Source organism: Enterococcus sp. LJL98, assembly GCF_054871745.1.
Genome location: NZ_JBTXLU010000011.1, coordinates 25305 through 46267, shown reverse-complemented (window position 1 = coordinate 46267; position 20963 = coordinate 25305). Strand labels below are relative to the sequence as shown.

The window sequence follows — 20963 nt, the reverse complement described above, 5'->3', positions numbered from 1 at the left end:
ATTTCAAAATGATAAAAAAAAAAGAATCCAAGTCTTTTAAGACCTGAATTCCTTAAACTTCTTACGCTTCCGTTGCAAACATCGCATCAATCAAGGCTAGCACTTGACGCACTTCTGTATTTTTCACTATTGGTTGCGCGCCTTCACGAATCACATCGTAAAAGTTTTCGTAAAACTGAGGGAAATCCGCCTTGCCTTGTGGTAACGCAATGGCTTCCATCGCTTCTTCTGAAGGAGGTGCCATTGTTTTGGTTAAGCCAACACCGGCTTGAATCGGAGTTGGTGCGCTGACATCGGTTGCATTTGTGGCACGAATCATTTCACCTGAACAATCCCAATCTTCAATTTTGGCTGTTCCTTCAATCCCTTTCACGTACCAACGAGGGAGTTTCGTGTAGTTACTTGTTCCAACTTCGATAATCGCTCTTACGCCATTTTCAAAAGTAATATAAGTGAAGAATCCATCATCCACTGGATCTCCTAAAACGTAACTGAAATCTACGTTGAATGATTTGATTGGACTTTCCACAATCCATAAGATTTGGTCGAGTAAATGCACGCCCCAGTCAAGTAACATTCCGCCTCCGTGTTCTTTCAAATGACGCCAATCCCCTGGAATCCCGTTTGCTCCTTGAACCCGCGATTCGATTTGGAAAATATCACCGATTGGTTTAGCTTGCACCATTTCACGAACCATTAAGAAATCTGGATCCCAACGACGGTTTTGATGCACCATGAACGTACGACCTGTTTCTTCGGCAACTGCCACGATCTCATCTAACTCTGCCACGTTCATCGCTACTGGTTTTTCACAAACCACTTGCTTCCCTGCCCGTAAAGCGGCAATCGCAATGTCTTTATGAGAATCATTGGGTGTTGCGATTAAAATGGCTTCGACCGCCTCATCAGCGAAAACAGCTTCTAAACTTTCGTAGGTTTTTAGTCCTGCTTCTTTTGCCACCGCTAAACGAGCGGCATCCACATCGTAAGCACCAATCACGTCAATTTTTTCTTTTTCCGTTGGCATTAACGTATTGGCATGGTATGAACCCATCCCACCGTAGCCGACAATTACAAAATTAATTTTTTTCATCCTAAAAAAACTCCCTCAATCTTTCATCCATGCAAGAATCTCTCTGAAGCAAATTTTCTTCAGAGAGTCTCAGTGTTTTTACGCCCACCACATCTCCGTTGGTTGGTCGTTAATCATAATACTTTTCAGGTTGGTTACTGCACGAGTCAACCCTTCGTCCACTGACATTAGTGGATCTTCATGTTCGATACTCATCACATAGTCATAGCCGTATAAGCGTAGCGCAGAAACCATGTCGGACCATTCTTTCAAGTCATGGCCACAGCCCACAGAACGGAAAGTCCAGGCACGCGTTTGCACGTCGCCGTACGGTTGCATATCAGTTAAACCATACATATTAATATTGTCTTGGTCTAAGTAGGTATCTTTCGCATGGAAGTGGTGAATCGCATTTTCTTTTCCAAGAATTTTAATGGCTGCCACTGGATCAATGCCTTGCCACCATAAGTGACTTGGGTCTAGGTTACAACCAATCGCTTTTCCAGTTGCTTCTCGTAATTTTAACATCGTATAAGGCGTATGTGCTAAAAAGCCCCCATGTAATTCGATCCCAATTTTGATACCTGCTGCTTCTGCTTCGGTATTAATCCCTTTCCAATAAGGAATAAGTTTTTGCTCCCATTGGTAATTGTAGTTATCATCATATTCTGTTGGCCATGGTAAAACTGGCCAGTTGACTTGCGTGTCGGTAGCATTTCCAGCAGCTACCCCTGAGAAGCCATTGACAACCGGAACGTTCATTAAGCTGGCTAATTTAATTGTTTTACGCAAAGTTTCATCCGATTCTTGTGCTTCCGCTGCAATCGGTGCAATCGGATTGTTGTGACAGCTAAAAGCAGAAATCCCCAGTCCTTTATCTGCTAACTTGGCCAAATACTCTTTTCGAGCATCGCTACTCACAAGTAATTTATCCACGTCCACGTGAGCGGCACCTGGATTTCCACCCGTTCCAAGTTCGACCATTTGGATGCCTTTTTTTGAAACCGCATCAATCATCTCTTCAAAACTTAATTGGTTAAATAATGGAGTAAATACGCCTAATTTCATTCTTTTTATACATCCTCTCTTGCTTGATAGTGCCCATAAGTTGGGTAAATGTTCTCGGTTGGTGCACACCAACGAATGCCGTTTTTAATTACTTTTTGCACTTGTTCATTGTAATAACTTGGATAGGTCTCGTGACCGGGTTGGAAATAAAAAACTTTCCCATTCCCGCGACGGTAGGTACAGCCGCTACGGAAGACCTCGCCACCTGGGAACCAAGACACAAAGACCAACTCATCAGGTGCCGGAATATCAAAGTGCTCTCCGTACATTTCTTCTTGTTCAAGCTCGATGAATTCGCCAACGCCTTCAACAATCGGATGGCTTGGGTTGACGTTCCAGATGCGGCAATGTTTGCCGTCTTCCCGCCATTTTAAATCACAACTTGTTCCCATTAATTTTTTAAAGATTTTTGAAAAATGTCCCGAATGCAAGACAATTAATCCCATACCTTCTAAGACTCGTTGGTGTACGCGATTGACGATTTCGTCTTGGACTTCCTCGTGGGCCACGTGTCCCCACCATAATAAGACATCGGTTTCTGCTAAGATTTCTTCCGTCAACCCGTGTTCTTCTTCATCTAAAGTCGCTGTTCTAACGGTAAATTCTTCTCCAATAAAACGAGCTAATTGCCCATGAATGCCTTCGGGATACATTTTTTGCACTTCTTCGTCGGTTTTTTCATGACGAAATTCATTCCATACGGTTACTTGAATCATCTCAATGACACTCCTCTACAATTTTGGTTAACACTTGATAATTTTCACGAACGGCTGCCATTGGCGTTAAGGTTTGAAACGCTTCCTGTTCAATGATGAGCCATGGAAGATCAAGTGCTTTGGCTTTTTTGACGTAACGGGCTATCGGTAAAATTCCTTTACCAATTTCCGTACTTTCTTTTGGATTCTCCTGCATCTCTTTTATATGTAAGAGACCGATTTTTTCTTTTTGCGCTTCTAACCAATCTTCCACGTTCAATCCGGCATCATGGACCCAATAAACGTCCACTTCGAGTTTCAGTTCTGGTACTTCTTTGGCCAGATAGTCTAGTAAATCCATCTCTGGTACTTCGGTAAATTCGTGGGCGTGGTTGTGATAATAAAGGGTGAGACCTTCTTTCGCAAGTTTTGGCGCAAGTATTTTTAGCTCTGCCGCAAATTGTTGCCAGCCAGAAAAATCAGGAAAGCTCATAAAAGGAATCACGATACGGGTGTTGCCAATCGTTTTTTCAAAAGCGATGGTGCCTTCATAATCTTCCACGAGGTTTTCATAAGGGACGTGGGAGCCGGCTACTTCTAGGTCTAATTCATCTAACAATTGACGAACTTCTGCTGCTTTGAGGCCATAGTAGCCGGCAAATTCCACGCCGGCATACCCTGCCTTCTTCACTTCTTTCAATGCATTAGGAAAATCTTGTTCGCAATCTTCTTTTATACTCCAAAGTTGTAAGGCAATTTTTGGCTTCATTGCATTTTCCTCCTATAAGTAAACGGGTGCGCCTGTTTTCGCTGATTCATAAATTGCTTCTAAGATTTCGGTCACAACTAACGCTTGTTCTGGTAAAACAACTGGATCGGTATCGTTCAACACGGCATCAATCCAAGCTTGTGCTTCTAAGTCAGCTGGACTTGCAGCATTTCCGTCGTAGAAAGCCACCCCACCAGCTTCTAATTCAATCTTCTTCTCATACAATAAACCACGGTCTTCTCCATTAATCGTTAAGCCGTCGTTCATGTCCGCGCCACCTTTTGTTCCAAATAAAGTGGTTTTTGATTCTTTTACGTCTAAACTATTTAATGCCCAACTTGATTCTAGGTAAATCGTTGCGCCGTTTTCCATCACAACAAAACCAAAGGCTGAATCTTCTACCGTGAATTTCTCTGGATCCCAAGGTCCCCATGCGTTGGCTGCATTTTTTGTTTGAGATAATTTATGATAGGTGTTTCCGACAACGTATTTCGGTTTGTAGTTATCCATCATCCATAAGGTTAAGTCTAATGCGTGCGTACCGATATCGATTAATGGTCCGCCACCTTGTGCTTCTTCGTCCAAGAACACGCCCCAAGTTGGAACGGCACGACGACGAATCGCATGTGCTTTCGCTGAGTAGATTTCGCCTAATTCACCCGCTGCACAGACTTCTTGTAAATAAATTGATTCTGTTGCAAAACGACCTTGGTAACCAATTGTTAATTTTTTTCCAGTGCGTTTTGACGCTTCGATCATCGCGCGGGCTTCTTCTGACGTTTTCGCCATTGGTTTTTCACACATCACGTGACTCCCTGCCTCTAAAGCAGCAATTGAAATTTCTGCATGAGAAATATTTGGGGTACAAACGTGCACGACATCTAAATCAAGTTCTGCTAACATTTCTTGATAGTTTTCAAAGACTTTACTCGCTTCACTACCGTATTTTTTTTGTGCCTTTTCCGCACGTTCCACAATAATGTCACAAAAACCAACGATTTCAATTTCTTTGACTTTTGCTAATGATGGTAAGTGTTTTCCTTCAGCAATTCCACCACAACCGATAATTCCAACTTTTAGTAATGTCATTTTTTCCATTCCTCCTGAAAGCCTTTTTCTATTTGATAACTTTATTATAAGCAAAGGCTTTCAAAGATTCTTCCCACCTTTCACCTATAAAATTCCCAGATATTGCCTTTTGAGAAGTTTGCACGATTTTTTGATACTTTTTAAAGACGTTCCAAAGAAATCTGCTCTCTTTGCTCAAGTTACAAGATTGAGTCCTTTTCTTTTATTTTTCTTGTGAAGTTTCGTGTGAATTCATACATGCTAGAACCCATTTATTCGTATTCCAATGGATAACGGCAACTTTTTCTGTCTTCTCAAAAGGGACATATTAATCCAACACTTCCGTTGTAACTGAAACTATTGATTTACGATTCATGAAATAGAAATACTTTTCTCCTTTTTTTGGAGAATGAAAAAAGATACCTGTTAGTAATCGCGAGATTCTAACAGATACCTTCCAGCTTCTATTCATCAGTCCTTATTAACAAAGAACCGCTTTTCTTACTTTAGTTTTTGCGGTGTTTCATTAAATCAATTGCAACGGCAACGGCGATAATAATTCCTTTAATCACTTGCTGCCACATTGGGCTCACGGCAATGAATTGTAGTCCATATTGAATGACGGTGAAAATCAGGACCCCGCTCACAATCCCACTGACTTTTCCGACACCCCCACTTAAGGAGACCCCACCAACGACACAGGCGGCAATCGCGTCCAGTTCATAGGCATTTCCATAGTTATTGGTTGCACCTGCTGTTCGAGCGGCTTCTAAAATCCCAGCAATTCCGTATAAAACAGCAGCTAAAACGAAAATACCCATGGTTGTTTTGAAAACATTCACTCCTGAAACGACTGCCGCTTCACGGTTCCCTCCAATCGCATAAACATTTTTACCAAAGACAGTTTTATTTAAAATAAACCAGACGAGTAAAATAAATAAAATCGCAATTGGCACGAGCACGGAAATCCCTGGGAAATCCCCTATTTCAAGAAATTTCTTTTGCCCTAAAATGACAAAGTCTTTACGAATCCCACCGATTGGTTGTGATTTATTGGGATCCATATCAAAGTATAAAGAGTTGACCCCATAGACAATCACCGATACCGCTAATGTGGCGATAAACGGATGCATATCAAATTTGGCCACTAGGAAACCATTCAATACACCAAAGATTGCCGTTGCTGCAACGGCAATTAGAATCGGTAAAATGACCGGCAACATGGGTAAATCAGGGAAGAAACGATTGGCATAATCAGGGTTTTGCAACATCGAAGTCGAGACGACCGCTGCTAAACCAACCATCCGTCCTGCTGAAAGGTCTGTTCCAGCAATTAACAAGGTGAAACAAATGCCGAGTGCTACGATCATTTTGGTTGACGACATGGTTAGAATATCAAGCAACACGTTTAACTGCATAAAACGTGGCTCAATGACCATGATGATGACCACCAAGAGCAATAAGGATAAAATAATCGCATTATTTAATAAAAAGGTTTTGGCTGTCTTTTTTGAGAGTTCCACCTCACCCTCGCGGTATTTGCGCGCAAACATTTGATTGAGCCCGTAGTATAAGGCCCCAACGCCTACCATTCCGACATAAATCGCCAATTCGTAAAAAACGTTTGGATTTAGTGTATACCATAAAACAATCGCTAAGGCCAAAATCGCTGCACCAGCAATGGCAAAAAATTGCCCGAATTGTTTGCGAGGTAAGATTTTTATTTGTGCTTCCATATTAGAACTCCTCACTTTCTATGATTCCTTGATGTTCCTTTTCAGCAAAACGGGTCGCATAATCCATGACTAGGACAGAATCCGCTGCTTTTGCGTCAAGAATACCCGTCACTCGACCTTCTGCCATCACCATTACACGATCTGACATGCCAAGTAATTCAGGCATTTCCGATGAAATCATAATAATTGATTTTCCTGCTGCCACTAATTGATGCATAATCGTATAGATTTCAAACTTGGCCCCGACGTCAATTCCCCGTGTCGGCTCATCTAAAATTAAAATATCAGGATTGGTTAATAACCATCGCGCCAATAAGACTTTTTGCTGATTTCCTCCGGATAAGTTTCGGATGAGTTCCTCCATATGAGGTGTTTTTGTCCGGAGCTCTTTGTTTTTTGCTTCGGCCGCTTTCAAGCGTTCGTGTTCATTGAGGACTCCGGCATGTGCATAGTCTTTTTGATTGACAATGACGGTGTTGTCTAAGATTGAGAGGACACCAAAAATCCCCGTCGCTCGACGCTCCTCCGTTAACAAAGCAATTTTGTTTTGAATGGCATCTTTCGGGTGGCGAATCTTCAGTGCTTTGCCTTCTTTTTCTAAGGTTCCTGAAGCAATCCCACGTAACCCAAAAATCGCTTCGACCAACTCGGTTCTTTGGGCACCAACGAGTCCACCTACACCTAAGATTTCACCTTTACGCAACTCAAAATTGACGTCTTTAAAAGATTTTGGATCCGTCGCCGTTAAATTGGTGCTTTTTAAAATAATTTCTTCTGAAGGTTGATACTCTTTTTCTGGGAAGCGCTGGGTCATATCCCGACCAACCATTCGTTTGATAATTAAATCGGTCGTCAATTCTTTTGCCGGCCAGGTACCCACGTATTGGCCGTCACGCATAATGGTGACATCATCGGATATTTTTAATATTTCTTCCATTTTATGCGAAATGTAAATAATCGCGACGCCGCGGTCTTGTAACGAACGAATAATTTTAAATAAATGCTTGGTTTCGTTTTCTGTTAAGGAGGACGTCGGTTCGTCCATAATAATAATCTTTGAATGATAACTAACGGCTTTCGCAATTTCAACTAATTGTAAAGTTGAAGGCGACAGTGTACCGGCAAGCGCTTCTGGATCGACATCCAATTCCAATTCTTTAAATAAGGCTTCTGTTTGACGAATCATCTCCTTGCGATCGACCACGATACCTTTCATTGGAAAGCGTCCCAACCAAATATTTTCCATTACGGGACGATAACGAATGGGATGAAGTTCTTGATGAATCATTGAAACACCTAAATCTAATGCTTGTTTCGAATTTAGGATTTCTTCTTTTTTTCCATCTAAAAGAATCTCGCCGCTATCTTCATGGTAAATCCCAAAAAGACATTTCATTAAGGTGGATTTTCCTGCACCATTTTCCCCCATTAATGCATGTACAGAACCTCTACGGACGGTCAAATCTACGCCATCTAGGGCTTTGACTCCGGGGAATTCTTTTACGATGTTTTTCATTTCTAATAGGACATCTGACATGATTTCATTCCCTTTCTGTTTTTCAATTGATCGATTTGGTTCAAAAAAGAATGGAGTTGAGCAAAGTGAATGACTCCCTTTCGCTCAACTCACTTTTTTATTCCATAAATTCTGCGTAGTTGTCTTTTGTGACTTTGACATAGTCAATCCAAATGTATTTGCCATCTGTGACAGGGTAGCCTACGGTTGATTCATTGATTTCTTCCCCGTTCATCGCTGCTTTTGCTACATTGATGGTCGCCGTCCCTTGGTTGACTGCATCATTGAGGACCGTTCCTAAAAGCGAACCGTCTTTCATCGCTTCTAAGGCTGGTGCCGTTGCATCCACCCCAACAACTGGAATGAATTTCGCTGGATCACCCGTGTTGTATCCTTCTGCTTTTAAGGCTTCAATTGCCCCCAGTGCCATGTCATCATTATTTGCAATCACGGCTTCGATTTTATCTAAGCTTTGACCAGTAATGAAGGATTTCATTAAGTCGGTTGCTTTCGCCTTATCCCACATCGCTGTATCGACTGCTAATTTTTCCGTTTGGTAACCTGCTTCTTCAATCGCTTTAATGGAATATTCCGTTCTTAATGTCGCGTCTTGGTGTCCGGGTTCTCCTTGTAACATGACATATTGAATGACGCCATCGCCATTTTTGTCTGCTTCTGGATTGGCATCAAAGTAATCTGAAATGATTTGTCCAGATTGGGTACCAGATTGTTCCGCTTTGGCACCAACATACCAAACCTTGTCATAGCTTTCCATATCTGCCGCTTCTGGCTCACGGTTAATGAAAACAATTGGTAACTCTTTTGCTTTGGCTTTTTCAATAATTGGACCAGCCGCTGTTCGGTCTACCGCATTGACTGCCAAGGCATTGACTCCTTTGGTGATAAAGGTATCGACTTGCTCATTTTGAGTCGGTTGTTTATTTTGTGAGTCAACCAATTCTAATTTTAAGCCATCTGCACTGGCTGCTTCTGACATGGCTGTTCGTACACCCGTCATAAAGGTATCATCAAATTTATAGATGGCTGCACCAATTAATTGGTTGCTGTCGCCTTCTGCTTTTCCGCCACCTTCACTTGAACTCGCACTTCCGCCACCACCGCGGCTACCACAAGCACCTAATGTTAAAATTGCTGATAAACTGATGAAACCTAACGCCAACATTTTTTTCTTCATTCTTGATTGCCTCCTTTGTTTTCTTAACACTCTTAGTATATGAAAGCGCTCACTGATTGAACATAGAATATTTTTAGATGATTTAGTGATTTTTTTGGAATCGCTTTTATTTGTGAACAAAAAAGGAATCCCTCGCTCGATTTGCGTAAGGATTCCTTTGATTCTGTCGTTAAAACTGTTTTTACATGCATATGTAGGTGATTTTTTCGTTACGCATAGGTGAAAAGGCAACGGTTTGTTTGAGTCGGTTTGCTCACCTTTTTTCTTGAGGTTGCAAGTACATTTGGTGTGGGATCCAAAAATATTGGGGTTTCAGTGCTTGATTTTGGGCCGTCGTATAGGCAATTTCAAAGATTTTTTCTGCATACAAATGAACATCGCTTAAAATCGTGCCTAACATTTGTCCTTCATCGACCGCAGCAAGTCCTTCTTTGGTGCCATCAATCCCCACGACTTTCGGCGACCAATTGCCCGCCGTTTCTTGAATCGCTTCAATCGCTCCCAAAGCCATTTCGTCATTGTTGCTGATAATTAATTCGATTTGATTCGGGTAATCGGTGAGCCATTTCAAGACAAATTCTTTACTGGGCTGCCGCATCCAATTGCCCACTCCGCGAGCGATACGTTCGACTTTGATTCCTGCATCTACTAAAGATTGAATCGAAGACTCGGTACGAATCAACGAATCTTGATGGACTTCTTCGCCTTCTAACATCACGTATTGAATTTTACCATCACCATTTAAATCAATCGAAACGGGATTGGCTAAAAAGGTCTCCCAAACGAGGCGCCCTTCCATTTCCCCCGATTCTTGCGCTTGACTGCCCACGTAAAAAGCTTGCTCCCATTGCCTTAAGTCCGTTTCAATCGGTTCCCGGTTAAAAAAGATAATGGGAATGTTGGCCTGTTTTGCTTTATAAATTAAGCTAGAAGCAACCGTGCGATCGACGACGTTAACAGCAATAACATCATAATCTTGGCGAATAAATTGATCGATTTGGGTATTTTGAATGGTTTGGCTATTTTTTGCATCTACAATTTTCAATTGGTTTTTCCGATGGTACTGTTTGGCTTGGCTTGGGCTCGCTTCTTCCAAAGCACGACTGACCGACGAAATAAATTCGTCATCGCCACGGTACAAACTGACGCCAATTTTCAATGCATCGGAACGCAAACGTTCCTCCGCCATTCGTGGCGTTCGACTGATAAAAAAGACGAGCAAGGCACTCGCTAAAAAAACAAAACTGAGCAACACTTTCCAATTTTTCATCTCTCACACGCTCCTATTGAATCAGTGGAAATAGTAGTTTTTGATTCTCGGTATCAAACAAATTTTCCTGGGTCACAATCAAACGTGCAATTTGTGGCGGACGAACCGTTTGTCCTTCGATTTGCCGAATGATTTGCTCGACTGCGGCATAACCTACCGCAAATTGATTGCTCACGCCTAATCCAGCAACGACTCCTTGGTCCACCAAAGTTAATAAGGTATTGGAAAAACCAAACCCATAAATCGGGACTTCATCAAGAGCGGCCATGCTTTTTTTCAGGCGGCCCAACTCCTCACTCCCTCCACGGCCGAAACAGACAATGGCCTCGTATGCTTGTTCCGCAAAGAGGGTTTCTAAGCCTTCTGCCAAATCATTTGGATACGTGATGATTTGATAGTCGATTTGTTGCTTGGTAAAACTTGCAATCAAGCCTCTTTGATTTTCTTCTTCTTCTTGGCTCGGTCCTTCGGAAGCAAGAATCAATACCGTCCCCCCTGCCTGCTTGTGTCGTAAAATTTCCTCGCCTAACTCCTCCCCGATTTTTTCGTTATCTGCGGTAATCGTCGGGATTGAAAACATCGTAGGCCCTTGTCCGTTGACAAAAAGCAAGGCTTGGTGTTTTGGTAAGGTCATTGTGGTTTGGTCGGCTGTCGGCTCAATAATGACGCCATCACTGTCCTTTTCTTCTGCTTCTTCCATATTTTCTACTGGCTGCGCGAGGGATTCCATCGCTGAAACGGGGGAAAACACTAGCTCTAACTTATAGTCAAAGGCTGCTTGTTCCATACCCAAACGCAAGGCGTGGTGGCCGCTTTCTTCATAGGTGTTTTGTAAATAGGCGGTCACGCGATACTCAGGGGTCGGTTTGGGTCGTGTCGCATAAAAAATAAAGGAAAAGAGTAGGAGCAAAAAGCTAAAGACTAAAAAAACATTTTTCAAAGATTCTTTCATTTCTCTGACTCCTCCTCTATTGGTTGAAAGGGAAGATGAATGCGAATTAAGGTGCCTTCATCGGGTTCACTATAAACCGCAATCCCGTATTGGTCTCCATAAAACAATTTGATTCGTTCCTCTACATTTGCAAAGCCAATGCCAGACCCTCTTTTTTTCGTTTTGGGCTTGGTCCCATGACGCAAGTGATTGACTTCTTCTTCCGTCATCCCCGGTCCATTGTCTTCAATGTCAATGTAAATGGCTTCTTGATAACGATAGGCACGAATTTGAATTTCTCCTTCTTCGTACATATAGTCCATGCCGTGATAGATGGCATTTTCAACAAGTGGTTGAATGATTAACTTAATCGTAGCGGCATTTTCAATTGATTCATCGACCGCAATCGTATAAGAAAATTTGTTTTTATAGCGAATTTCTTGAATGGTCAAGTAGCTTTGAACATGCTTGATTTCATCTTCTAATGCAATAATATTTTTCCCCTTGCTTAGACTAATACGGAAAAATTTCGCTAAAGACGTAATCATGGTAATGGCACCTTCATAGCGGCCACTCTCAATCATCCAAATCGTGGAATCTAACGTATTGTATAGAAAATGAGGATTAATTTGCTGCTGCAAGACATTCATTTCTTTTTCACGCATTTGTTCTTGTTGCTTGACGATATCAGCCATCAAACGTTGCATCGTATGAGCCATCGTCATCAACGTACGGGATAAATGTTGGATTTCATAGCTACCTTCAACCGGGATGTCAATATCGTAAATGTCTTGTTCCATTCGCGAGACGGCTTTTTCCAATTGACGCAAAGGGTTCGTCACGCGAGCACTAATCAAAAGGTTAATGCTAAGAATCAGTAAGCTCACCATCACGGCTAAACTAACCAATAATAAATGATTATTAAAAATCGCGGAACGCATTTCAGAAACCGGTGTCACACCGACCACTTTCCAACCCGTATAGCCCATCGTTTTGACCGTCACAATCCGTTTTTCTCCTTGGAAGACCTCCTGATGGCTGCCTTCACTATAATTCGAAGCCGCATGCGTGTTTTCAAGCATCAAGCCACTATAAATGAGTTGTTGTTTTGGGTGGTAAATGATTTGGCCGTCAGGCGTCATCAAATAGACGTAACCTTCGTGACCAAAATTGGCATTTAAGCTAATCTTTTCAATGCCGGTAAAATTCATGTTCACTAGTAATACACCACGCTCAACGGCTCCGTGATTCATCAGTTCAACTGAGCGACTCAAAGAGACGACCCAATGATAGGTATTGTTCATCGGTTGAAAAAGTGTTTCGACGGCTGGTTGCGAGAAATGCACGTTCTCAATTTTTTCATTGGCTTGAATAAACCAATTTTCTTGCGTCGGATCACTGTCTTTTTTCAATTGATTGCTGGGCGCACTATGAAGCAAATTGCCTTGATCATCAAAAACGGCAATCGTCGATAAGATGCTTTCATTGGCAGAAAAGAGCAAGCCCAGTTCCCGATTACGACTGTCCTGATTTTGACTCATGTCGCTATCTTTTAAAATTTTATAGTAAGCCGTATTGGACACGCCCATTAAGCGATGGAGGTAATCATCCAAATTTAAGTTGACTTGATCCAACATTTTAAGGCTATTATCGCGCATCATCTGTTCGGTTGTGGTTGAAAATTGCCGCATGTAACCAGCCGTCACGAATAAAACCGCTACGACTGAAACTAAAGTAAAAGTTGATAACAAAGTAAATTGCAAGCCCTTGCGATAAAAAAATTGCGTCACCGCATGCATCAGTTGGCGAAACTTCATTCTCATAGGCTCTTCTCCGCTGCCTGAGCCAACTGTTTTCGGTATTTTGAAGGCGACAAACCGTAATGCTTTTTAAAGACATAACTAAAATAGTTTGGTTCGCTGTAACCGACTTTTTCTGCAATCATATAACTTTTATCCGCCGTTGTTTCCAATAAAACAAGAGCTTGTTTTAAACGCTCTTTCGTCAAATACGAAACAAAACTTTGCCCCGTTTCTTTTTTAAACATGGAAGAAAAATAAGCGGCACTCAAGTACAATTCTTGGCTAATTTGTTCAATCGATAAATCGGGTTGATGATAGCGTTCTTTGACTAATAATTTGGCTTTTTGAATAAAGGCTTTTCCAGAATCGGCAGTCGTCATCTGAATGGTTCGACTGAGTTGCAGTGCTTTTTGCAAGAACCACATCCGCATTTCTTCTAAGGAAAGTTTCTCGATTTGCCCGATTTTCTCCATGACATCTTCTTCAAAGACAAGCAAAGGGGCATGCTCATAGCTATTGGCCATCCGTAATAAAAGGGTCACATGTTCGAGTAGATACACTCGATACTGGGCCAATGAAAGGTGATTGGCACTAATTTTTTCAAACATTTGCGCAACAAAGCTTTCTAAGCCTTGACTCGAACCCAATTTCAACAAATTCGCAAAGTTGCGCTGTTCCTGTTCGGTTAAAATCAAAAGATCGGTCGACTGCTGCACGACATCGCGAATGTAGATTGTAAATAATTCCTGTCGGTCTAGACGGTAACTATCAGCTAACGCCTCTTGTGCCTGACGATACGCCCGCGCCAACTGCTTTAAGTGACCGACGGGTTGACTCACACCCGCAACGACCGTCCCGCCATTGATCCGGCTGGCCTCCCGACAAATTTCATTAATACGTGTCAGCAACTCATTCATATCCAGCTTTGTTTCAAACAATAAAATGGAAACCAAGACTTCACCAAAAATAAAAGTCTCGCTCGTGACTAATGGTGCTAAGTGTTCCGAAACAAATTGTTTCATCGCTAAAAAATACAGTTCTGCTTTCCCTTGAAAATGGGGCATTTCTTTTAAGGAACCAATATCAAAAAGAACCACACCGTAGCCTTGATACGAACTCAACGAAAGGCTCTCACTTTGTTGTTGCAGTCTTTCTGCCGACATGCCATTACTTAGACAACTTAGTAAAAAACTTTGTCGCAACAAGGGCAAACTGGCTTCAAATTGCGCTTGTAAGCTTTCAATGTTTCGCTGCGCCTGTTTTTCTTCGTCCATACTTGTTTTGACTTTTTGTAACACGGCCATTAAATCCTGCGCAGAAAAGGGCTTCAGCAAATATTCTGCCACATCTAGCGAAATGGCCTTTTGCGCGTATTCAAAAAGGTCGTAACCAGAAAAAACAATGAATTTCGATAGTGGCAGTAAGGACTGCGCCCGATCAATCAATTCAAGCCCATCCATAAAGGGCATTTGAATGTCGGTAATAATGATTTCAGGATATTCTTTTTCAATCAAATCCAAGGCTTCCACGCCATTTTCCGCCGTTCCACAAATTTGAAAGCCCAAGGTCTCCCAAGGAATGCGTTGGGCCATTCCTTCACGAATCTCAGCTTCGTCATCGACTAATAAGACTTTATAGTATTTTTCCAAACTCCCACCCCTTATAAAACGTTTCCATTTCATTCTACGGGAAATCATTTTGTTTCACAAGAGCCAAACGAAAGTTGAAAGGCCCTGATTTTAAGCGTGACATTCAAAAATGAAAAAGCCAAAAGACAAGGGCTCTGAAGCGCCCTCCAAAAGTTCGATTTTCGGTCTAACTTTTTTGGGTCACTACACTCGTCTTCCAGCTTTTTCTCTTTTTTAGCGATTCATTTTCTTTTGGTATTGCAAGGGTGAAATATCCATTTCTTCTTTAAAGACATGATGAAAGGTTTTGACACTCGAAAAACCTGCTTTTTCAGCGACTTCAATCATCGGTAACTTTTCATTTGCCAAAATAAATTTCGCCTGATTAATTCGGTATTCCGTTAAAAATTGAATGAAGGTTTGCCCCGTATTCTTTTTAAAAAAGCGCGTAAAATAATAGGGACTAAAGCCAACATACTTGGCGACTTCCTCAATCGTAATCACTTCTTGGTAGCGGTTTTCAATGTATTCAAAGACTTGATTCAAACGCTCTAAGGTGTCTTTGCGATGAATGGCATTGGGTGTTTCTTTTAGATGGTGTTCGTTACGTTTTGGTAAATGGGCGTAACATTCCCCGATGAAACGCGCAAGGTTGGCTAAAACGAAATAGTTCTTCCCTTGAGGGGGTGTCGCTTCGAATTGATACAATTCGACGAGCAGTTTGGTCATTTTGATTCGAAAGGCTTGTGGCCAATAACGGCTATGACGCTCGCCTGTCGCAAACAAATTGACTAAACTTTCTTCGGTTTCTCGTAAAAAAGATTCATCAAATAGCTTTAAATCAAATTGGTAGACGTAACGCTCACTATCGGGCGATGCCAAGAAATAGTGGGGTTCACCACTGGCAATCATAAAAATCTCGCCTTCTTCTAATTCCACAACCGTATCGTCCACGCCAATCTTCACTTGTCCCCGACTGGCGTAAATAATCTCAATTTCCTTATGCCAATGCGGATAGACAATCGTCATTCCGTCATTCAAAAACGCCCGATAAGGAAATTGGAGGTTCAATTGTGGAATTTCCAAATACAAACTCACAACTGCACCTCCTCTTTCAATTTTTTTCGTTAAAATGACGCTTCAGCTAATGCTTTTTTTGCTAAGGCCAAGCAACCAATTGTTCCTGCATTGTCTTCTAAAGCAGGGGTTACGATGTATTTCTCTAAATCTGGTGTTGCCACATAGCCGTTCATTAAACGTTTAAAGGCTGCATGAACTTTTTCAACCATGTGACGTTGTTTCATCACGCCACCGCCAAAAATAATGACTTCTGGTGAAAACATTAAGGTCGTGTTGTGCGCACATTGTGCGATGTATTCTGCTTCAATTTCCCAGAAAGGATCACTTTCAGGAATATCTTGTCCTTTGCGTCCATTACGTTTTTCAATCGCAGGACCTGCCGCCATGCCTTCGAGACAGTTTCCATGGAAAGGACAGCTACCTTCAAAGTCATCATCTTTATGAGGAACAACTAATACGTGTCCCATTTCTGGATGGCTGAACCCTTCAATAAAGTTGCCGTCTTGAATGGCACCTGCACCCACACCCGTACCAATCGTGTAGTAAACCATGCTTTTCGTTCCTTGACCGTTACCAAAAGCGTATTCCCCATAGGCTGCAGCGTTCACATCGGTTGTCCAAGCCATTGGCAGATCAAAGGCTTCTTTCATTGCACCTAAAAAGTTGTAATTTTGCCAAGCTAATTTCGGTGTTGAGGTAATAAAACCGTATGTTGCAGAATCAGGGCGAATGTCGATTGGTCCAAATGAACCCACACCAATCGCAACTAAATCCTCTTTGTATTTATTGAAGAACCCAATCACCAATGGCATTGTTTCTGCTGGTGTCGTTGTTGGGAAACTCACTCGTTCCACGATTTCTAATTTTTCATTGCCGACAGCACATACAAATTTTGTTCCGCCTGCTTCAATTGACCCATATAACATAGACGTTTTTCTCCTTTTATGCTTTAATAGTTCTATTTTAAATAGATTTTTGCAATAAAGCTAGTCCTTTAGTGAATTTCTTATTTTATAAAACGTTTACATCGTGTTTTTTGTTCCTTGAGTAAGGATTCCGTTCTTTTTCAAGAAAACAAAGGCATTTTTACTATTCGATTGACTTTTTGTAGATTTCCTCTTATCCTTTAGATACTACTGGTATGTAAAGGAGTTTTTTTATGAAAAAAACACGCAATCCTGAGCAAACAAGACAAAAAATCTTAGACGTGGCAGAAGAACTTTTCTTAGAAAAAGGTTATGATGATACTTCCATTCAAGACATTGTCGATGGTTTAGGTGGTATGACAAAAGGCGTGATCTATCATCATTTTCAATCGAAATTTGCGATTTTTGAAGCTTTACTGAGTGCTTCTGATAATGGTCAGACTTTCTTTGATTGGCAAGGTAACACTGGGCTTGAGAAACTCCAAAATTCCATTCAAGCCGAATTTTCTTCTTTTAAGAAGCAATCCATCGCCTTTTCTGCGAGTGTTTTACTAAAAACACCACGAATTATTGGCGAACAATACTTGCAATCCTTTGCGACCTTCGCTCCTGAAATCCAAAGCATTGTCCAAGAAGGAATCGATGATGGCTCCATCCAAACCGATTATCCTCAAGAAATTGCTGAGTTGATTATTTTGTTGCTAAACTTATGGATTGGCTTTCAAATACATGAACAAGATACCCAAACACTCAAGCGAAAAGTTCGTTTCATCAAAAGGACCTTTGAAGGATTAAATGTCCCTCTTTTGACAGAGGAACACGTCGCAACGGCCGATGACTTGTTTGATCAGTTAAAAAAATAGTCTTGAACTATTTTTTTTACGCTCCAACATACCAGTAGTATGTAAAACACAAGAAAGGATTCCCGATGATAATTCAAAGAAAAAATGAAGCCTATAACCAGCGAAAAGGAGACCACTTATGACCAAAAATAAAAACATCTTGCTACTGACAGGGAGCCAACTCTTTTCTGTCCTAGGAACGACCTTGATGCAATTTGCCATTTCCCTATATGTCCTAGACCTTACAAAATCACTTTGGACTTTTAGTTTCATTACCGCTCTCGCCATTATTGGACGGGTGCTTTGTTTGCCGATTTGCGGGATTTTAGCCGATCGTCTACCTAAGAAAAAAATGATGTTGGTCATGGATACGGGTTACCTCATTTTTGCCCTACTCTACTATCTGGTGACCTCTTTAGAACACGGAATCTTATTCATTGGCATTTTAACCGTCTTGCTTGGTATGATTTCCGCTTTCGAAACACCTGTCGTGCAGTCAGCCATCCCTTTACTTTGCACCCCTGAACAAATCCCACAAACGAATAGTATTATTAGCGGCATTGGCATTTTAGGAGGGATTTTCGGCCCCATTTTCGCAGGGATGGTGTATCAATTTGAACGCATGCATTTGATTTTCATTTGGTCTGGAGTTTTGTTTTTCTTAGCCATCTTATGCGAAGTCGTTTTACAAATACCACTCGTTCAAAGAGCGGTGACCGACGCTTCGATTTTCAAAATCGTACAAGAAGATTTTATGGAAATCCTGGCTTTCTTACGTAAAAAAGTCGTCATTCTGCAAATTTGCATTGTTGCTCTTTTACTTAATTTATTTCTTTCTGCTTTTATTCAAGTCATGATTCCTTACCTCTCGCGCATTCAGCTCCAAGTGACGGATGGGCAGTTTGGTCTCATGAATACATGCTTTGCGATTGGCGGTTTGCTCGGAACGGTTTTTTATGGAATCAAAGGGAAAACAGTGACAAATCAATGGATTTCTAACGGTCTATTCCTTGTCAGTTTTATTTTTCTAGGCTTGCTCCTTCCCTTACATTGGATGAATCAACTCCTCGCTTCTTTTTGGACAATGCTTGTGATTGTGAGTTTCATTATGGCTCTCTTTTCCTTCGTTTCGTTACAATTAATCGTCTATATTCAAATGAATGTACCTACCGATTTTCTTGGGCGAGTGATGGCTTTTGTCATGGTTTTATCTGCAGCGGCCATGCCCTTAGGACAATTGTTCTATGGGGGCATCGGCAATCTCTTGGCTGGTGATGCGACCATGTGGCTGATTGTTGGAGTGAGTTTCGTTAGCCTGATGATTGCTTTGTACAGTCGAAAAGTAGTGGCAAAGATGTAAAAAAAAGAGCCTTGGACGATGGACGATAGTCGTAGGCTCTTGTTTGCTTATATTTTTGTTCGAAATGAATTCCTCTAAAACGAAGTCAAAAAGGTCAACAGCCCAAAAACAACACCAAAAGCGTTTGGCACGATTAAGAGGATGTCTTTTTTCGGTTCTTTTGTCGCACCATACAAAACCCAAATCAAACAAGAAATCGCTGCGACAAGTGGTTGCCATGGTTGACTTTTTACACCGTTTAAATTTGAAATGATTTGAGGGATATAGGCAACAAAGACCAAAATTCCGATACTCGCTCCGATAGAACCAATAATTTGATTGAGTCTTGCTTTCATTGTCATCCGCTCCTTTTCGCTTTTCGACTGGGTAACGATTCGCTAAATTTTTTTATGATAAAACCTTTCTTCCCCTTAACTATAGCACGACTTGCCTTTCGTGGTTGTCCGATTATCACTGAATGAAACGACAAAAATCGACCAACAAAAAAAGACTTCCCCTATTTTTCATAGAGGAAGGTCTTTTTTAGCTACTTGCACTGTTAGAAGCACTTTGATCATTTTTTACACAATCAATTGCAATCACAAGGGAAACAATGACTTCTTCTAGACTTTCATCTCGCACCTCGACCTCGTAGGTATCTCCCCAAGTGAACCATTTCTTTTGAATGCGTGCAATGGTTTGACCACGTCGTTGGATGCTAAAATCCATGTCCCACCAATCGCCTTCAACCGTAATATCTTCTGCTGAAATCTGGTATTTCGCTTTGAAAAAGGTCAGTTCTTTTTCAATGATAATTTGCGGATTGTGCCGAATATCCACATAAAATTTTGGCAACCAACTAAAAACTTTCTTGGTAATTTGGGCAATTTCCACTTGGTTTTGATTGTAAATCGTAAAACTTTTCGGAATTTGAAAGAAACTGCCTTCCACAAAGTATTGGGGGCGTTCGCGGTGATCGTAGACGGTGAATTTTTCTCCTAGACTAAAGACTTTTTGCTTAATGTAAAGTTGTCGCATCATACATTCCCCCCTTTCTTATTCGTGCGGGCTACGTGTCGCATCGCCGGTGTTAATGACTGGCTGTGTGCCTTTATCGGTAATAATCGACACGAGCAAGTTATTGATTAATTGAATTTTCCGATCGTCCGTAAAGGTTATTTCTTGCCCTTCTTCGATTTGTTCCAGGGCCATTTGAGTCATCGAAACGGCACCTTCGACAATCGTTTGACGAGCTGACAAAATGGCTTTGGCTTGTTGCCGTTGCAACATGGCACTCGCAATTTCTGTTGCATAGGCCAAATGATTTAAACGTGTCTCGATGACTTCGACGCCGGCCACACTTAGTCGCTCTTGCAATTCTTTAGCCAGTTCGGCCGAAACTTCTGCCGTATTGCCACGCAAAGTAATATCATCTTCCTTGAAGGTATCATAGGGATACTGGGTAGCAATGTGCCGAATGGCTGTTTCACTTTGAATCTCAATGAATTCTTGGTAATAATCCACATCAAACAAAGCTTTGGCCGTGTCTTTGACTTTATAGACGACGACTGCTGAAATCTCAACCGGATTCCCGTCAGAGTCGTTGACCTTTAGTAATGAACTATTGAAGTTTCGCACTTTTAACGAAACATTGACTTTTTGGGTTAATGGCGTGGTAATGAATAGGCCATTTGACTTGATGGTCCCTAAATATTGTCCAAAAAACAAAATGGCTTTGGATTGATTGGGACTCACGATTGTTAGAGAACTCATAAATAATAAAGAAATCACTCCAATGAGAATTGCCGTAATCATTTTCCACGTTGTTTCTGTTTCTACACCAGTGTAAAAGAGATACCCCCCACCGATCAATAGACCGATCAACACAATCAAACCTAAATACCCGTTTACATGAAACGTATTTTTTTCTTTCATTTTCTTCTTCCTCCCTTATACTTTCTATTATCGCATATTTTCAGCAAAAAAATATCCGACTCGAGATGGATGTTTCCTTTCGCGTCGGATA

At 41.4% G+C, this 20963-nt stretch carries 19 protein-coding genes; 2 read left to right on the top strand and 17 right to left on the bottom strand.

Translation table 11 applies throughout. The features are described 5' to 3' along the window. Positions 1-61: 61 nt before the first annotated feature. From ACYSNO_RS09565 to scrK, 14 genes are all read right to left on the bottom strand, one after another. Positions 62-1093, bottom strand: coding sequence for a Gfo/Idh/MocA family protein (locus ACYSNO_RS09565; RefSeq protein WP_461730857.1), 1032 nt, complete (start codon positions 1091-1093; stop codon positions 62-64). Positions 1094-1171: 78 nt separating this feature from the next. After that, positions 1172-2140: a sugar phosphate isomerase/epimerase family protein gene (locus tag ACYSNO_RS09560; RefSeq protein ID WP_461730856.1), complete on the bottom strand. Its 969-nt coding sequence runs from the start codon at positions 2138-2140 to the stop codon at positions 1172-1174. Between the two features lie 5 nt (positions 2141-2145). Further along, positions 2146-2856, bottom strand: a complete 711-nt coding sequence (locus ACYSNO_RS09555) for a ThuA domain-containing protein (protein WP_461730855.1) — start codon at positions 2854-2856, stop codon at positions 2146-2148. Position 2857: 1 nt separating this feature from the next. After that, positions 2858-3604, bottom strand: a complete 747-nt coding sequence (locus ACYSNO_RS09550; RefSeq protein WP_461730854.1) for a sugar phosphate isomerase/epimerase family protein — start codon at positions 3602-3604, stop codon at positions 2858-2860. Positions 3605-3616: 12 nt separating this feature from the next. Beyond that, positions 3617-4693: a Gfo/Idh/MocA family protein gene (locus tag ACYSNO_RS09545; RefSeq protein WP_461730853.1), complete on the bottom strand. Its 1077-nt coding sequence runs from the start codon at positions 4691-4693 to the stop codon at positions 3617-3619. Between the two features lie 485 nt (positions 4694-5178). Further along, positions 5179-6408: a galactose/methyl galactoside ABC transporter permease MglC gene (mglC, locus tag ACYSNO_RS09540; RefSeq protein WP_461730852.1), complete on the bottom strand. Its 1230-nt coding sequence runs from the start codon at positions 6406-6408 to the stop codon at positions 5179-5181. A gap of 1 nt (position 6409) precedes the next feature. Next, positions 6410-7945 carry a sugar ABC transporter ATP-binding protein gene (locus ACYSNO_RS09535; protein WP_461730851.1) on the bottom strand — a complete coding sequence of 512 codons (1536 nt, stop codon included), beginning with the start codon at positions 7943-7945 and terminating at the stop codon, positions 6410-6412. Between the two features lie 97 nt (positions 7946-8042). After that, positions 8043-9119: a galactose ABC transporter substrate-binding protein gene (locus ACYSNO_RS09530; protein ID WP_461730850.1), complete on the bottom strand. Its 1077-nt coding sequence runs from the start codon at positions 9117-9119 to the stop codon at positions 8043-8045. Positions 9120-9372: 253 nt separating this feature from the next. Next, entirely contained in the window at positions 9373-10389 is a 1017-nt protein-coding gene (locus ACYSNO_RS09525; RefSeq protein WP_461730849.1) for a galactose ABC transporter substrate-binding protein, read from the bottom strand. A gap of 13 nt (positions 10390-10402) precedes the next feature. Further along, positions 10403-11341, bottom strand: coding sequence for a sugar ABC transporter substrate-binding protein (locus ACYSNO_RS09520; RefSeq protein WP_461730848.1), 939 nt, complete (start codon positions 11339-11341; stop codon positions 10403-10405). Continuing rightward, the gene (locus tag ACYSNO_RS09515; protein WP_461730847.1) at positions 11338-13143 is read right to left on the bottom strand and encodes a cache domain-containing sensor histidine kinase; all 1806 of its coding nucleotides are present in this window, start codon (positions 13141-13143) and stop codon (positions 11338-11340) included. Before ACYSNO_RS09515 ends, ACYSNO_RS09520 begins: the two co-directional genes overlap by 4 nt. After that, the gene (locus ACYSNO_RS09510) at positions 13140-14771 is read right to left on the bottom strand and encodes a response regulator (protein WP_461730846.1); all 1632 of its coding nucleotides are present in this window, start codon (positions 14769-14771) and stop codon (positions 13140-13142) included. The genes ACYSNO_RS09515 and ACYSNO_RS09510 overlap by 4 nt, the downstream gene beginning before the upstream one ends. Before the next feature lie 213 nt (positions 14772-14984). After that, positions 14985-15848, bottom strand: a complete 864-nt coding sequence (locus tag ACYSNO_RS09505; protein WP_461730845.1) for an AraC family transcriptional regulator — start codon at positions 15846-15848, stop codon at positions 14985-14987. A 29-nt stretch (positions 15849-15877) separates the two neighbouring features. After that, positions 15878-16756 (bottom strand): fructokinase ScrK, encoded by an 879-nt coding sequence (gene scrK, locus ACYSNO_RS09500; protein ID WP_461730844.1) that lies wholly within the window; start codon positions 16754-16756, stop codon positions 15878-15880. Between the two features lie 233 nt (positions 16757-16989). Here scrK and ACYSNO_RS09495 point away from each other — a divergent pair, with 233 nt between their 5' ends. Beyond that, positions 16990-17619 (top strand): TetR/AcrR family transcriptional regulator, encoded by a 630-nt coding sequence (locus ACYSNO_RS09495; RefSeq protein ID WP_461730843.1) that lies wholly within the window; start codon positions 16990-16992, stop codon positions 17617-17619. Between the two features lie 118 nt (positions 17620-17737). Beyond that, positions 17738-18958 (top strand): MFS transporter, encoded by a 1221-nt coding sequence (locus ACYSNO_RS09490; protein ID WP_461730842.1) that lies wholly within the window; start codon positions 17738-17740, stop codon positions 18956-18958. 74 nt (positions 18959-19032) lie between these two features. Here ACYSNO_RS09490 and ACYSNO_RS09485 read toward each other — a convergent pair whose 3' ends face one another. The 3 genes from ACYSNO_RS09485 to ACYSNO_RS09475 form a co-directional block, all read right to left on the bottom strand. Then, positions 19033-19293, bottom strand: a complete 261-nt coding sequence (locus tag ACYSNO_RS09485) for a SemiSWEET family transporter (protein ID WP_461730841.1) — start codon at positions 19291-19293, stop codon at positions 19033-19035. 187 nt (positions 19294-19480) lie between these two features. Next, positions 19481-19975: an LURP-one-related/scramblase family protein gene (locus ACYSNO_RS09480; RefSeq protein WP_461730920.1), complete on the bottom strand. Its 495-nt coding sequence runs from the start codon at positions 19973-19975 to the stop codon at positions 19481-19483. An 18-nt stretch (positions 19976-19993) separates the two neighbouring features. Further along, positions 19994-20872, bottom strand: a complete 879-nt coding sequence (locus tag ACYSNO_RS09475) for an SPFH domain-containing protein (RefSeq protein ID WP_461730840.1) — start codon at positions 20870-20872, stop codon at positions 19994-19996. Positions 20873-20963 lie beyond the last annotated feature (91 nt).